Consider the following 14,534-nt stretch of genomic DNA (forward strand, 5'->3'; position numbering starts at 1 on the left):
GGTGGAATGGGAACCATGTATCAATTGCTTGCGCTCGACCTGGACGGTACGCTGCTGGACCGGTCGAGCCGTGTGACCAAACAAAACGCCCGCGCCGTGCGCCGCGCGCAGATGGCCGGCGTGAAGATTGCGCTTTGCACCGGACGTCATCTGGCGGATGCTCGGCTGTTCGGCGAACAGCTTTTCGCGCCTGCGGACTGGGCGGTCACGGTAAACGGCGCGTTGGTCAGCCGGCTGGATGGGTCGGAAATCGTGCTGTCCGCCGGGCTGGACCAGCGGGATTGCCGAACCATATTGGAGGTGTGCAGCCGCTATGCTTCCGACCCTTGCTTTTATACAGCGGAACGGCTGTATTTTGGCGACGGGTTCAACCGCTTTTTTGACGAGCTGAGGCGGCACGGTTATCATATGGTCAGCCGCCAGTGGGATGGCGCGGTCTATGTGAAAGAGATGGCGGATTGGGAGGCGCTGCTGGAGGAAAAGGAGCTTTCCTTTTCCAAGGCGATTTTGTACCACCGTGACCCGTCTGTTGTGGACGGCATGATGCACGCGCTGGAGGCGACCGGACGGTTTGAGCTTGCGCCATCCGTGATGTACGGGGGCGCTTTGAAAAACGTGGAGGTCAACCGGAAAGGCGTACACAAGGGCAGAGGGCTGGAGCGGCTTGCCGCGCATCTCGGTTTTTCCATGCAGCAGGTGATGGCGGTCGGAGACAGCGATAACGACTTGACCATGCTGCGGCAGGCAGGCCTGAGCGTGGCGATGGGGAACGCGCCCGCTCACATCCGCGCCGCTGCGGATGCCTGCACGGCGGATCATACGGAAAATGGGGTCGCGAGGGCGATAGAACGGTATTTGCTGGAGGAACGGATATGAAAAAGGTTATGGCGATCGGGGAGCTGCTCATTGACTTTGTGCCGCAGCAGAAAGGCTGCACGCTGGACGAGGTCACCCATTTTGAGCGCGTGGCGGGCGGCGCGCCTGCGAATGTCGCCGCCGCGGTCGCGCGGTTGGGCGGCACGGCGGGCATGATATCCCAGGTCGGCGAGGATGCGTTCGGTACGCATATCCTCAAGGTCCTGCAGTCCAACGGCGTGGATACCGGAAACGTGTTTCGCACCGGAAAGGCGAACACCGGTCTGGCCTTTGTATCCCTGGACGCTTCCGGAAACCGTGAGTTCTCCTTCTTCCGCAATCCCTCGGCCGACCTGTTTTTGTGTGAAGAACAGATCACGCCCGCCATGTTTGCGGACTGCGCGGCACTGCATTTCTGTTCGGTGGACCTGGTGGACTGGCCGGTCAAGGCAGCGCATCGCCGGGCGATCGGCCTGGCGCAGGAAGCTGGCGCGCTGATTTCTTTTGACCCCAATGTGCGTCTGCCGCTGTGGGAGCGTCCGGAGGACTGCCAGGCCGCGATACGGGCGTTCCTGCCGTTTGCCGACCTAGTCAAGCTGTCGGATGATGAGGTGGAGTTCGTGACTGGCTGCAAAGAGGAGCGCGAGGCTGCGCGCAGGCTGTTTGCGGGCGGCTGCCGCATGCTGCTCGTTACGCGCGGGGCGGACGGGGCGGCGATCTACACACGCGGCGCGCACGCGGAAACCGAAACGATTCCGGTTCCTGTTACGGATACAACGGGCGCGGGCGATTCTTTCATCGGTTCGTTTCTGTACCAGCTGACACGGGACGGGGTTACGGCGGAGCAGCTCGATCGGCTTTCGGAGGAACGGCTGGCCTCCTACTTACAGTTTTCCGCGCGGTATGCGTCGCTCACCGTACAGCGCAAGGGAGCGGTGATGGCGACGCTGGAGGAGCTTCGGCGGGCCTATCCGGATAAAGAATAAAAAAGCGGTCTGCGTTTCGGGCGCAGACCGCTTTTCAAAAGTATGGGGAGAGCGGCGGTGCGGCGGCCAGCCGCCCTGCCGCTTCAGGAAAGTCGCGCCGCAGCCGCGCAGCGCAGCGGCGGCAGAAATCCTCGTAAAGCAGGGGCTCGTCCCGCATTTGCTGTTTGAAGCCCCAGATATGGGTGAAATAACCCTGCTGCCTGCCGCTGAACAACGCGGCAAGGTCGGACAGCGCGGCGGCATGGACGCGCTCCCGCGCCGCGCACATTGCCAGGAGCCGCTGTTCGGCAAAGACCATGTAGGTCAGCACGTCGTCCGCAGTAGCGGAGGCGCGGATAAAGCGGATTGCGGTATCCGTATAATGCCGCCGGAACGCATCGCTGCCAAAATAGGCAAGCGCGGTGTTATAGGGACGCACGGCCCAGTCAAAAGCAGAAAAGTCAAAGCCACGCGTCTGGGAGAAGGCCTCCGGCCCAGGGTAGATATCGGGCATGATATCCTCTGTGTGGACCGCGGCGGCATCCAGCCCGCGGAGCAGCGGCGCAAGCGGCTTCCAGACAATAAAATCGGTATCGATCATCACACAGGGCGCGGGCATGGCGGAAAGCGCATACAGCTTGCCGGCCGCCCAAAACGCGATGGGGTTGACATCCTCTGGCATGGCGTCGAGCAGAGGATGCACCCCGCCGTCCCAGAGAAAGGAAAAGCCAAGCGCATCATAGTATCGCTTGGCGGTGCTGTCGCAGATCATGCGGATGGAGCCGTTGGTTTTCTGCCAAGAGAGCGCGGAAAGCGCGGTCGTCAGCAGTTCAAACGGTTCGACCGCGTAGGGCCGGTCCGGTGTGCGCGCGAAAAAGGGACACGTCCAGTTGATATGAAACGCGGAAAGCATTCAAATCAGCTCCAATCCATAGCCGCCGACAAAGTAAGTGCAGGAACCCCCAAAATGCGAACCAGAACCGGACGAACGATAACTTGTGCGGTAGGACGTAGTATAGGAGGTCAGGTAGGAACCAGAGCCGGAACCGCATTGCACCCAAACCGTGCGCCGGATCGTGATGCCGTCTTCGGTCACGACGGTTTCGAGGGGGGGCAACGCGCCTCCCATGACGGGAACAGGGGCTTGTCCCTCCTCAACGGGGTACCAGCCGGCGGGATAAGGGGCGGCGGGGAATATCGGCTCGGGCGTTTGCTCGACCGGCCGGCAGTGCTTCGCATAACTGTCCAAATCAAATACAACACCGTCGATCTCGCGGTATTGCTCGGGATTCATCGCCAAAATGCCGTTGGATTTTGCCATGCAGAACCGCCTCCCCGTTAAAGTAGATGCACTGATAAGTAAATTATACTGTAATGGACTGAAAACCGCAACGAGAAAATCGCCGCCCGAGGAAAAATTTGCGGACTGCAGGCTTTACAGGGCGCTTGGCGGAACGTATAATATACCAGGATACGGATAAGGGAGTTTTGGAAATGGATTTTTTGACACTCGAGCAGTCCGTCTGGCCGCGCCTGCAGGAAGAAAAGCGGCCGATTGTTTTATACGGCATGGGAGACGGCGCGGATAAGATACTTCGGCAGTTTGAGCGGCTGGGGATTCAGGCCGCCGCAGTATTTGCAAGCGATGAATTTGTGCGGGGACACAGCTTCCGCGGGTTTCGGGTGCATCGGCTGGACGAGGTGGTCGATGCGTTTGGGGAGGATATTCTGATTGTGATTGCGTTTGCCAGCCAGCGTCCGGAGGTGCTGGACAAGATGTATGCGCTCGACCGGCGCTTCGACGTGGTCGCGCCGGATGTGCCGGTCGTGGAGGGCGCGGTATTTGACGAAGCGTTCGTGCGCGCGCACAGCGGGGAGATGGAGCGGGCGTATGCGCTTTTGGCGGATGAACGATCGCGCACCGTGTTTCTGGATACCGTCCGTTTCAAGCTGTCCGGCAGGCTTTGTTATCTGTGCGCGAGCGAAACCGATAAGGATGAGGTGTTCCGTACCGTGCTGCGCCTCGGGCCGGAGGAGCGTTTCGCAGACTTGGGCGCCTATAACGGGGACACGATCCGCGAGCTGCTGCACTATACTGGCGGGCGCTTCACTTCGGTCACAGCGCTCGAGCCTGACCGGCGCAGCTTTCGCAAGCTGTCCGCCTACGCGGAAGAACAGCTTACGGGGGATATAACGCTGGAACAGGCGGGCGCATGGTCGGAGGATACGGTCCTGTGCTTTTCGGACCAGGCGGGGCGGCAGTCGCGCATCTCGCATGTGGGCAGGGAAACAAGGATGCGCGCGCTGGACAGCGTGCTGCGCGGCAGGCCATGCACCTATTTGAAAATGGATGTAGAGGGCGCGGAGCGGGAGGCGCTGCGCGGCGCGGCGCAGACCATCCGAAGCTGGCGGCCCAAGCTCAACCTTGCAGCCTACCATAGGAGCGGAGATTTCTTTTCCCTTGCGCTGCAGGTGCATGCGCTTTGTCCGGATTACCGGCTTTACCTGCGCCACCATCCGTATGTGCCGGCATGGGATACCAACCTGTATGCGGTCTGCCCATAAAACAGGAAAAGAGCGCTGCCTGCGGGCAGCGCTCTTTATGTATGGTTTATTCGCCTTCTGCGAGGCGGTAGCCGACGCCTACCTCGGTGAACAGATATTCCGGCTCGGCGGGGTTCTTTTCGATTTTGCGGCGGATGTTCGCCATGTTGACGCGCAGGATCTGATTATCACCGCCCGCGCGGGGCCCCCACAACTCCTTAATAATGTAGTCGTAGGTCAGTACCTTGCCGGCGTACTTGCCAAGCAGGGCGACGATGCGGAATTCGCTCAGCGTCAAATGGACGTTTTCTCCCCGCACCAGGACCTGATGCTTGTTGTAGTCGATGGTCAGGTCCCCGACCGTATAGGTGCCGCGCTGGGCGATCTCGTCGTTGTCCGAGGTGGTGCGGGTGTGGCGGATCGCCGTGCGGACACGGGCCAGAAGCTCGGCCGTGCCGAACGGCTTGGTCAGATAGTCGTCCGCGCCGAGGTCGAGCGCGCCGACCTTGTCATGCTCATGCGAGCGGGCGGAAACGACCACCACCGGCAGGCTGGACCAGGAACGCAGGCTGTTGAGTACCTCCAGCCCGTCCATGTCCGGCAGGCCGAGGTCCAGAATGACCAGATCGGGACAATGGGAGGACAGCATGGACATTGCCTCCGCACCGGTGCGGGCTTGTATCGTTTCGTAACCGTTGGAATTGAGGATAGTGGAAATAAAATGCGAAATGCTTTTTTCATCTTCTACAATCAGGATTTTTTCTCGGATATTCATTTAAGTTCCTCCTCGGAAAGCGGCAGCAGGAAAGAAAATTCCGCGCCCGCTCCCATATTTTTTGCTTCCATAGTACCACTGTGCGCGCGTACGATCGCCATACAGACCGACAGGCCTAGGCCCATATTGCGTTTCCCATCCCCAGCGGGCGTTTCGTTGCGTTTCATGCTGCCGTCAAATAGCGTCGGAAGCTCCTTGGGGGGAATGCCTTTGCCGTTGTCCTGCACGGAAAAACAGGCGTATTTGCCCTCCTGATGCACGGAAAGCAGAATGTTTGTCGTTGTCTCACCATGGATCACCGCGTTTTCCAGAAGATTGGACAGCACCTGTTCGATCAGGATAGCGTCCATGGGGACAAACAGGAGATCGCTCGGCGCGGCAACGCGGATGGAAACATCGGGAAACCGCTTGCGGAATTTCTGCACGACCTCGCCGAGGATTTCCTCCACGACCTCCGGCTGTTTGGTAATCTGGGCGCGCGCGTCCCCGATGCGGGTGATGGAGAGCAGGTTTTCCACCACGCGGATCAGCCACTGCGCCTCGTCGCGGGCGTCCTCCAGAAGCTGGCGCTGCTCGGCAATCGGCAGGTTGGGCGTTTCCAGAAGGGTGGAGGTGACGCCGACGATCGATGTCAGCGGCGTGCGGATATCGTGAGAAACCGAGCGCAGCAGATTGGCGCGCATTTTCTCTTTTTCGCTTTCCGCCCGAATCCGCTCCTGCTGCTTGAGCTTGGTGGTCATCGTACAGGTGATGAGCGAGACGCACAGCATGGTCAGGAACGTCAGCGGATAGCCGGACAGCGTAAAGTTGAACGCCCAGTATGGATAAGTAAAAATATAGTTGATGCCAATGACGCTGAACAGAGCGGCCAGGATACCGAAAAAATAGCCGGTCGTTAAACGTGAAACCAGCAGGACGGCCAGTACGAAAATCGGATACGCAAAGCCGTCGATGCTATCGGCAATGCTTAAAATAACGCACAATTCAATCGCGCAGGCCAAAATGCCCGCGGTAACCGCAAAATCGCGTGCGGAAAAGGAAAAAAACGGACTCCGATGCTTTGAGCTTTGCAAAATGGGACACTCCCTATTATCAATTAGGTACAAAAACATTATAGCAGAAAAGGTGTTAAAAATCTGTTAATATCCTTTACAAAATCTGAACGGGAAAAAGTTGCCGTTTGACGGAAGATTAACAAATCAAAACGCGACCTTAGCAGCGGTTAAACGGGATTATGCGCTATAATAGAGACAACAGAAAGGGATTCTGTGCAAGATGAAAAAGGGAGTGTTTCTAATGAGTAAAAATTTGCAAGAGTATCTGCAGGACAACGAAACTGTGCTGTGGCAGGGGGAGCCCGCGGCGTTTCCGCTGATTGAAAACGGCAATAAGACCCGCGTACTGCGTACATGGTTGCTGACCGTTGTGATTATTGGCGGCCTGCTTGCAGCTTATGTTACGAAGAACAGCCAGTGGAGCATGAATGTTGCAATCGGTATGGTAGTCATCGGCGCTGTGATTATGATTTCCCCAGTCTTTGAGCGTGCAAGCGTGAAGCGTCAGAAATACTACATCACCAACCAGCGTGCTATTCTGGAATTCGACGCCAAGACTTTCTACTCCATGGATCTGTCCGACATTGATGATTATAAGGTTGTCAGCGATGTGGCGAACGAAGACAGCGTCGTTCTGGGCAGCAAGATTTTTGAAGAGGTAAATAAGCAGCTCCGCTGGAGAGCGTGCCATCCTATGATCGACCGTCAGAACACCACGAATCGGACCCGGGCGGAAGCACTGGTTTTCTATGGCGTAAAGAACGCGGAAGCTGCCGTGGAGCTCTTGGAGGGCCGTGACGCCACTCGCGCTGCATAAGACTTTCAATTGATATGAACGGGAAAAGGGCTGCAGAATATTCTGCAGCCCTTTTTATCAAGCGAACTGCCTTTTACCAGGAAAGCAAGAAAGGGATGACAATTGGCTGGTATTGTGATATAATTCCAAACATACACAGGTTTGCTATCCGGAAAACCGCGTTAAAATTATTTTGACGCCTCTGTTAGGAAGCAAAAAATAGGTTAAAATGATAAAATCAGGCGCTCGTGGCAAGAATAGCGGTGCGGCTGATAGTTTGGAGGAGTTTGCTTGCTTTGGAGTGCTCTGCGCAGGGGGGACCTGCAGACCGCAATCATCACGCTTGCGTTGTCGCTCCCTGCGGTCGTTTTATGCCTCACCGTGCATGAGGCCGCGCATGGAGGAATGGCCTATCTGCTGGGCGATCGCACGGCGCGCGATTCCGGCCGCGTCACGCTTTCCCCTTTAGCGCATATTGATCCGGTCGGTTTTTTATGCCTGCTGGTGTTCGGATTTGGCTGGGCGCGGCCTGTGCCGGTCAATATATCGAACTTCAAAAATAGAAAAGCGGGTATGGCGCTGACTGCCGCTGCAGGTCCCGCAGCCAATTTCATCACGGCGTTTTTGGCGTTTGCGGGTTATCTGGCGATCGGGGTTTACCTGCTGGGAACGCAGGTTTTCTCGTTTGGCGTAGGCGGTGTTTACCTCCTGATGTCTCTTTTGACATCTGGACAGATCGCCGCGAACGGCATCGCGGTATTTCTGCTTGTGCTGATGATCTTTTTGGGCTATACGGCGGTTTTGTCCGTGGGTCTCGGGGTATTCAACCTTATCCCTGTTCATCCGCTGGACGGGTCGCGCGTGGTTGACGCGTTCCTGCCGTTCTCCTGGTCGCTCAAGCTGCAAAAATACCAGGGTGTGATCCTGCTCCTGTTTGTTGCGGCAATCTGGTTCGGCTGGCTGGACGGGCTGATGCTGATGGCGGACAGTGCGGCCATCAACCTGGCGGCACGGTTTGTCGGACTGTTTTTATAGCAGGATGCTGTCATGGATTTTCATTTGGAGAATTTTGATGGCCCGCTCGATTTATTGCTGCATCTGATCGCCAAAAACAAGGTCAGCATTTACGACATCCCGATCGCGGTGATACTCGATCAGTATATGGAAGTCCTGCATGCGGCCGAGGCGATGGACCTTGACATCGCGGGGGATTTCGTGGCGATGGCGGCGCAGCTTGTTTACATCAAGTCGAAGATGCTGCTGCCGCGCCATGAGGAGGACGAGGAGGACGATCCCCGTGCCGGACTGGTTGAGATGCTGCTGGAATACCAGCGCCTAAAAGAAATCACGCCGTATTTCCGCGAAAAAGGGGAGCTCGGGCGGGATATCTTCGTCAAACCGCCGGAAAACCTGGGGGAAGCGCCGAAAGAATACCGCCAGTCGGTCAACGATCTGGTTCGGGCGGCTAACAATATGCTGCGCAAGGCCCAGCGGCGGATACCGCCGCCGGCGAGCGCATTCTCCGGCATTGTCGGGCGGGAGCCTGTGCCGGTCGAAACGCGGATTACCGCGATCCTCCGGCGGTTTATCCGGTCGGTCCGCGTGCCGTTTCGAAGGCTGTTTGACGACGCGAAAAACCGTTCAGAGATCGTCGCGACCTTTCTGGCGGTGCTTGAGCTGTCCAAGACCCGCCGTATCCTGCTGGAAGGCGACGGAGAGGATATGGAGTTGACGCTTACAAACGATAAAGGAGAGAGTAACGTCTGATGACCGAACTCGAAGCCGGCCTGGAGGCTGTGCTGTTCGCCGCAGGGGACGCTGTACCGGTCGACCGGCTGGCCGCAGCGCTGGAAGCGCCGCGAGGCGCGGTGCTTGAGGCCGCCGCAGCGCTGGAAAACCTATATGATTTTGAAAACAGGGGTCTGATGCTGCTGCGGCTGGAGGACAAGCTACAGCTCTGTTCGCGTCCGCTGTATGCGGACGCGGCCCGTCGGGTGACCGAATCGCGCAAGCCGCCGTCCCTGTCTCCGGCCGCGCTGGAGGTGCTGACGATCGTCGCGTACCGCCAGCCGGTGACAAGGGCGTTCATCGACCAGCTGCGCGGCGTGGATTCGGGCGGCACCGTTGCAGGGCTGGCAGAAAAGGGCCTGATCGAAGAAGCCGGACGCATGGATGTACCCGGCCGGCCGATCCTTTATCGCACGACCGAGATATTCCTGCGGACGTTCGCGCTCAGTAGCCTGAGCGAGCTGCCCGCGCTGCCATCGCTTGAGGAAAACGAACAAATGGAGCTGGATTTGGACGGGCGGCAGCCTGAGGCCGCGTTGGAGGGACAACTGCAGATAGAGTCCCCGCCCACGCGGGCGTGGCCGGAGGAAACGGAGTGAAGCGAATATGACGGCTCTGCTTTGGATTTTGGCGGTGCTGCTGGGGCTACTCCTGTTGATGCTGGCCGTCTGTCTCCTCCTGCTCTGTGTCCGCACAGGGATAGAGGCCGTGGGCGTGAACGGGGAGGTCAGCGTAGAAATCCGGTACGGGCCGGCGCGTATCCCAGTCTGGCCGCCGCCGAAGCGAGAGGAAGCGCCGCCGCAGACTGCCGCGGCGCCGGCAAAACGCAAAAAAAGGCGGAAAAAATCCAAATACCGGTATTCTTTTCAGCGTGAGGAACTGGATATCGGGGAGCTGGCCGGACTGACCTTGACGCTGCTGAGCGAAATGGCGGATACGCTCCGCATCAGCCGGCTGCGCGTGCGGGTGCGGATTGGCACGGACGACGCGGCAAAAACCGGACTTCTTTTGGGGCAGTCCGCAGCGTTGACCGGCATGATTGTACCGTTTTTGGAGAATACTTTTGAAATGAAAGCGTATCACGTCGATGTGGACGCGGATTTTGAGGCAGACCATACGGAATGGGCGTTTACCGTGTTTTGTTCCATGCGGCCGCTGCGCCTGTTGCTCGTGCTGTTGCGGCACGCAGGGGAACTTTTCCGTCTGTATAAACGATTGATAAAGAAAGAAGAGGCGATAACAAATGAGTGAGCATCCTATCAGCAACCTGATGACCGAGACCATGGCGAAAATAAAGGAAATGGTGGATGTCAATACCATTATTGGCACGCCGATTACCACGGCGGACGGCACGACCGTGATTCCGGTCTCCAAGGTCACGTTCGGCTTTGCATCCGGCGGCAGCGATTTTGCGCCCAAGCATATGCCGCAGGGCGCACCGCTGGCCTTTGGCGGCGGCGGCGGCGCGGGCGTGACGGTATCGCCCGTTTGCTTCCTGATTATCGGCACGGACGGCAGCTCCAATATTCTCGGCGTGAACGCGCAGGCCTCGACAACGGTCGACCGCCTGGTCGAAATGATCCCGGGTGCGATTAACAAGGTTTCCAGCTTTGTGGAGGGCTACAAAGGAAAGGCAGGGCCAAATATGGACCGAACGGCCGAAGCTGACGAATAATGCCGCATTTCCCGCAAAACCTACTCACACGAATGCTGAGTAGGTTTTGTTTTGCAGGGGAGATGTGCGAACATGAAGAAACTGTGGTGCGGGATACTGCTCTGTTTGCTGCTGCTGCCCGATTCGCGGGCGCTCAGCGCGCAGAGCGCGGTTGTGATGGACGCGGATACCGGCGAGGTGCTGCTGGAACAGAATGGCGACGCACGCCTGCCAATGGCGTCCACAACAAAGATCATGACCGCCCTTGTCGCATTGGGCGAGGGCAATCTGGATCGGGAATACACGGTGAAAAAGGAATATACCCGAGTCGAAGGCTCGTCTATGTACCTGCAGGAAGGGGAAAAGCTGACCCTGCGGGATACGCTGTACGGGCTGATGCTGGAATCCGGCAATGACGCGGCGGTGGCAATCGCTGGCGAATGCGGCGGATTTGATGTGTTTATAGAAAAAATGAATGCAAAGGCGGCCGAGCTTGGCTTGACGGATACGCATTTCGACAATCCCAACGGCCTTTCCAGCGAAACGCATTATACAACCGCCCATGAGCTGGCACAGATCACGGCCGCCGCCCTGCGCGATCCTGTGTTCCGCCAGATCGTATCGACCCAGAGCTATACGGTGGGACAGCGCACGCTGAGCAACCATAACCGCCTGCTCAGCATGTATGAAGGCGCGATCGGCGTCAAAACAGGCTACACCAAGGCGGCGGGGCGCTGTCTGGTGTCCGCGGCGGAGCGCAACGGACGCACCCTGATCGCGGTTACCCTGAATGACCCAAACGACTGGAACGATCATATGGAGCTGCTCGACGCAGGCTTTGCCCAATATGAGGAGATCACGCTCCATGAGGCGGGGGAGGAGGTCGCGGTGCAGCGCGTTTTTGGCGGGGATGCGGATACGGTTCCGCTCGTTGCGCAGCATACGCTGACAGCCCATGTCACGTCGGAGGAAAAGGACCGGATTGAAACCGTGCGGTACGGTGATAAAATCTGCTATGCGCCGGTGGTCAAAAGCGCGGCGGCGGGACAGATAGAATACCGGATCGGCGACAAGGTGCTGGCAAAGGATACGCTGCTGTACGGCAGCGCCTCTATACTGGCGCCGGAGGAAAAGAGCCTGACCGAACGGATACTCGACCGGATATTCGGTGAAAAGGATCAATGACAGCATAGGAGGACAACTGTGGAGGAGAGACTGCAGAAAATTTTGGCGCAGGCCGGACTTTGCTCGCGCCGCGAAGCGGAAACATGGATACTGGACGGACGGGTGACGGTAAACGGCCGTGCGGCGTCGCTGGGCGATCGGGCGGATATCCGGCGCGACCGGATCCAGGCGGATGGCAAGCCGGTCGGCCTTTCGGAGGAGAAAAAATACCTGATGCTGTACAAGCCGCGCGGCTATGTAACAACGCTCAAGGACGAGCGGGGCCGCAGGACCGTGGCCGATCTGACCCAGGGCTGCGGCGTGCGCGTGGTACCGGTCGGCCGGCTGGATTACAATTCGGAGGGGCTGCTGCTGCTCACCAACGACGGGACGCTGGTCAACGCGCTGACGCATCCGCGGCACGAGATCGAAAAGCACTACGAGGTGCGCGTGCGCGGCCGGCTGGATAACATCCCGCGCCTGGAAGAGCCGATGGAGATAGACGGGTATGCAATCCGGCCCGCGCGGGTCGTCATTCTGGAGCAAGACAGCGAAAGCGCGAAGCTGCGGCTTACGATCCATGAGGGGCGCAACCGCCAGATCCGGAAAATGTGCGAGCAGTGCGGTCTGGAGGTGCGCAGGCTGAAACGGGTAGCGGTGGGCGAGCTGCCGCTCGATCCGGCGCTCAAGGCAGGGGCGTGGCGTGAACTGACGCCGGAGGAGGTCGCCTATTTGCGGGGGGTGGGTGCGATTTTGCAGGATTGATGCAAAATATCTTGCATTTCTGCGGCAAACCGCTTACAATAATAACGGCAAAAGCAGGCGATAATGCAGGAGTGAATGTCATGAACGATCTGATCAACAAGATTCAAAATGAATTACCGGATTTTTCCAAGGGGCAGAAGCAGATCGCGCGCTTCATCCTGGAGCACTATGACAAGGCCGCCTTTATGACAGCTAGCCGGCTCGGCGCTACCGTCGGTGTGAGCGAGTCCACCGTGGTGCGCTTCGCGACTGAGCTGGGATACGACGGCTATCCGCATCTGCAGCGCGCGCTACAGGAGATGATACGCAACAAGCTGACCTCGGTGCAGCGCATGGAGGTTTCCAGCGACCGCATGGGCGGCCGCGACGTGCTACAGACCGTTCTTCACGCGGATATGGATATGATTCGCATGACGCTGGACGAGATCGACCGCGATGCGTTCCAAGGGGCGGTCGACGCGCTGACCGGCGCGAAACGGATCTACATTTTAGGCGTGCGCTCCGCGAGCGCGCTTGCTAATTTTGTTGGGTTTTACTTTAACCTGCTGTTTGAAAATGTCACGCTGGTCCATACCAACAGCGTCAGCGAAATATTTGAGCAGATCCTGCGGGTCGGCCCGGGGGATGTGCTGCTGGGCATCAGCTTTCCGCGCTATTCCAAGCGCACGCTCAGCGCCATGCGGTACGCGGGCGACCGCGGCGCGCGGGTGGTCGCGCTGACGGACTCGCACCTGTCGCCGCTGGCGCGGGTGGCGGATCATGTGCTGCTGGCGCGCAGCGATATGGCAAGTTTTGTCGATTCCCTAGTCGCGCCGCTGTCGGTCATCAACGCGCTGATCGTCGCGGTCGGCATGAGCCGGCGGGGGGAGATCGAGCAGACGTTCAACAGGCTGGAACGCATCTGGGAAGAATACGACGTATATGAAAAGCCGGAGGACGACGCGAATTGAACATATTGGTAATCGGCGGCGGTGCGGCGGGTCTGATGGCAGCGGGTACGGCGGCTGAAAACGGCGCGCGGGTGACGCTGCTGGAAACAAATGAAAAGGTCGGCCGCAAGCTGTTCATCACGGGAAAGGGACGCTGCAATGTCTGCAATAACTGCGATATCCAGACGGTTTTGCAGAACGTTCCGGTCAACCCGCGCTTCCTGTATTCCGCGCTCGGCGGCTTTTCGCCAGAGGATGCGATGGCGTTTTTCACCTCCCACGGCGTGCCGCTCAAGACCGAACGAGGAAACCGCGTTTTTCCGGTGTCGGACAAGGCTGCGGATATTATTGACGCACTTTTTACATGGATTAAACGTGTGGGAGTTATAATAAAGCATACGGCCGCGGAGCGGCTTGTCATTGAGGGGGTCAGGCTCGCAGGCGTGCAGGCGGGCGGCGCGCTTTATCCGGCCGACCGTGTGATTGTCGCGACCGGAGGGGTATCCTATCCGCAGACCGGTTCGACCGGGGACGGTTACCGCTTTGCAAAGCAGGCAGGGCATACGGTCGTGCCGCCCAATCCCTCGCTGGTGCCGCTGGTGACGCCGGGCGGCTGTGAGGAGCTGATGGGGCTCAGCCTGCGCAATGTGCAGGTGACAGTGTTTGAGGACAGCAGAAGGATCTGGTCGGAATTCGGGGAGATGCTGTTTACACATTTCGGCCTGTCCGGCCCGCTGATCCTTTCCGCTTCCGCGCATATGCGGCACTTTGGCAGCAAGGGTTACCATATCGAGATCGACCTCAAGCCGGCGCTGGATGAAAAGACACTGGATAAGCGCCTGCTGTCCGATTTCGGGACACATAAAAACAGCGATTTCATCAACGCACTGGGCGGGCTGCTACCCCGCAAGCTGATTCCGGCGGTCGTGCGGCTGTCCCAGATCGACCCGCATGCCAAGGTAAACGGTATCACCAGGCAGCAGCGCGCTGCACTGCTGCATACATTGAAGCATTTTCTGGTTGTGGTGTCCGGCAAGCGGCCGGTCGCGGAGGCAATCGTGACCTCGGGCGGCGTCTCGGTCCGTGAGGTAGACCCCAAAACCATGGAATCCAAAAAGCTGCCCGGGCTGTATTTCGCGGGAGAGGTACTCGATGTGGACGCTTATACGGGCGGCTTCAATTTACAGATCGCGTGGTCGACCGGACGGCTGGCCGGCCTGTCGGCGGCGCGGCAGTAGGAGGGA

The 14,534-nt window shown here is 58.5% G+C and carries 17 protein-coding genes; 13 read left to right on the plus strand and 4 right to left on the minus strand.

Annotation, left to right across the window (positions count from 1 at the left end):
- Positions 1–15 precede the first annotated feature (15 nt).
- Complete coding sequence (locus DBQ51_RS15985) at positions 16–876, plus strand: Cof-type HAD-IIB family hydrolase (protein WP_159068215.1); 861 nt, start codon at positions 16–18, stop codon at positions 874–876.
- Positions 873–1,841 carry a carbohydrate kinase family protein gene (locus DBQ51_RS15990; RefSeq protein ID WP_107632065.1) on the plus strand — a complete coding sequence of 323 codons (969 nt, stop codon included), beginning with the start codon at positions 873–875 and terminating at the stop codon, positions 1,839–1,841. Before DBQ51_RS15985 ends, DBQ51_RS15990 begins: the two co-directional genes overlap by 4 nt.
- A gap of 34 nt (positions 1,842–1,875) precedes the next feature.
- Here the strand turns inward: DBQ51_RS15990 and DBQ51_RS15995 are convergent, their stop codons facing one another.
- Positions 1,876–2,733, minus strand: a complete 858-nt coding sequence (locus DBQ51_RS15995) for a hypothetical protein (RefSeq protein ID WP_054327667.1) — start codon at positions 2,731–2,733, stop codon at positions 1,876–1,878.
- Positions 2,734–3,141: a hypothetical protein gene (locus DBQ51_RS16000; protein ID WP_054327666.1), complete on the minus strand. Its 408-nt coding sequence runs from the start codon at positions 3,139–3,141 to the stop codon at positions 2,734–2,736.
- A 173-nt stretch (positions 3,142–3,314) separates the two neighbouring features.
- Here DBQ51_RS16000 and DBQ51_RS16005 point away from each other — a divergent pair, with 173 nt between their 5' ends.
- The gene (locus DBQ51_RS16005; RefSeq protein ID WP_107632066.1) at positions 3,315–4,385 is read left to right on the plus strand and encodes an FkbM family methyltransferase; all 1,071 of its coding nucleotides are present in this window, start codon (positions 3,315–3,317) and stop codon (positions 4,383–4,385) included.
- A 46-nt stretch (positions 4,386–4,431) separates the two neighbouring features.
- On the opposite strand, the gene DBQ51_RS16010 is transcribed toward DBQ51_RS16005, so the two are convergent.
- Both DBQ51_RS16010 and DBQ51_RS16015 read right to left on the minus strand, forming a co-directional pair.
- Positions 4,432–5,139 carry a response regulator gene (locus DBQ51_RS16010; RefSeq protein ID WP_054327664.1) on the minus strand — a complete coding sequence of 236 codons (708 nt, stop codon included), beginning with the start codon at positions 5,137–5,139 and terminating at the stop codon, positions 4,432–4,434.
- Entirely contained in the window at positions 5,136–6,212 is a 1,077-nt protein-coding gene (locus DBQ51_RS16015; RefSeq protein WP_242977957.1) for a sensor histidine kinase, read from the minus strand. The genes DBQ51_RS16010 and DBQ51_RS16015 overlap by 4 nt, the downstream gene beginning before the upstream one ends.
- A gap of 223 nt (positions 6,213–6,435) precedes the next feature.
- On the opposite strand from DBQ51_RS16015, the gene DBQ51_RS16020 reads away from it, so the two are divergent.
- From DBQ51_RS16020 to DBQ51_RS16065, 10 genes are all read left to right on the plus strand, one after another.
- A complete protein-coding gene (locus tag DBQ51_RS16020) occupies positions 6,436–7,011 on the plus strand; it encodes a hypothetical protein (RefSeq protein ID WP_054327662.1) in 576 nt (191 codons plus the stop codon).
- Positions 7,012–7,281: 270 nt separating this feature from the next.
- Entirely contained in the window at positions 7,282–8,025 is a 744-nt protein-coding gene (locus DBQ51_RS16025) for a site-2 protease family protein (RefSeq protein ID WP_054327661.1), read from the plus strand.
- Positions 8,026–8,037: 12 nt separating this feature from the next.
- On the plus strand, positions 8,038–8,757 hold the full coding sequence (locus DBQ51_RS16030; RefSeq protein WP_054327660.1) for a segregation and condensation protein A: 720 nt from the start codon (positions 8,038–8,040) through the stop codon (positions 8,755–8,757).
- Positions 8,757–9,377, plus strand: coding sequence for an SMC-Scp complex subunit ScpB (scpB, locus tag DBQ51_RS16035; protein ID WP_054327659.1), 621 nt, complete (start codon positions 8,757–8,759; stop codon positions 9,375–9,377). Before DBQ51_RS16030 ends, scpB begins: the two co-directional genes overlap by 1 nt.
- A 7-nt stretch (positions 9,378–9,384) precedes the next feature.
- A complete protein-coding gene (locus tag DBQ51_RS16040; protein ID WP_107632068.1) occupies positions 9,385–10,029 on the plus strand; it encodes a DUF2953 domain-containing protein in 645 nt (214 codons plus the stop codon).
- Positions 10,022–10,453 (plus strand): GerW family sporulation protein, encoded by a 432-nt coding sequence (gene ytfJ, locus DBQ51_RS16045; RefSeq protein ID WP_107632069.1) that lies wholly within the window; start codon positions 10,022–10,024, stop codon positions 10,451–10,453. The genes DBQ51_RS16040 and ytfJ overlap by 8 nt, the downstream gene beginning before the upstream one ends.
- A gap of 72 nt (positions 10,454–10,525) precedes the next feature.
- Positions 10,526–11,617 carry a D-alanyl-D-alanine carboxypeptidase family protein gene (locus DBQ51_RS16050; RefSeq protein WP_107632070.1) on the plus strand — a complete coding sequence of 364 codons (1,092 nt, stop codon included), beginning with the start codon at positions 10,526–10,528 and terminating at the stop codon, positions 11,615–11,617.
- A gap of 18 nt (positions 11,618–11,635) precedes the next feature.
- The gene (locus DBQ51_RS16055) at positions 11,636–12,361 is read left to right on the plus strand and encodes a pseudouridine synthase (protein WP_107632071.1); all 726 of its coding nucleotides are present in this window, start codon (positions 11,636–11,638) and stop codon (positions 12,359–12,361) included.
- Positions 12,362–12,441: 80 nt separating this feature from the next.
- The gene (locus DBQ51_RS16060) at positions 12,442–13,311 is read left to right on the plus strand and encodes a MurR/RpiR family transcriptional regulator (protein WP_054327653.1); all 870 of its coding nucleotides are present in this window, start codon (positions 12,442–12,444) and stop codon (positions 13,309–13,311) included.
- Positions 13,308–14,528, plus strand: a complete 1,221-nt coding sequence (locus tag DBQ51_RS16065) for a BaiN/RdsA family NAD(P)/FAD-dependent oxidoreductase (RefSeq protein ID WP_082397230.1) — start codon at positions 13,308–13,310, stop codon at positions 14,526–14,528. The genes DBQ51_RS16060 and DBQ51_RS16065 overlap by 4 nt, the downstream gene beginning before the upstream one ends.
- The last annotated feature ends 6 nt before the right edge of the window (positions 14,529–14,534 follow it).

It is taken from the genome of Agathobaculum massiliense, assembly GCF_900291975.1.
In the GTDB taxonomy this organism is placed as follows: domain Bacteria; phylum Bacillota; class Clostridia; order Oscillospirales; family Butyricicoccaceae; genus Agathobaculum; species Agathobaculum ammoniilyticum.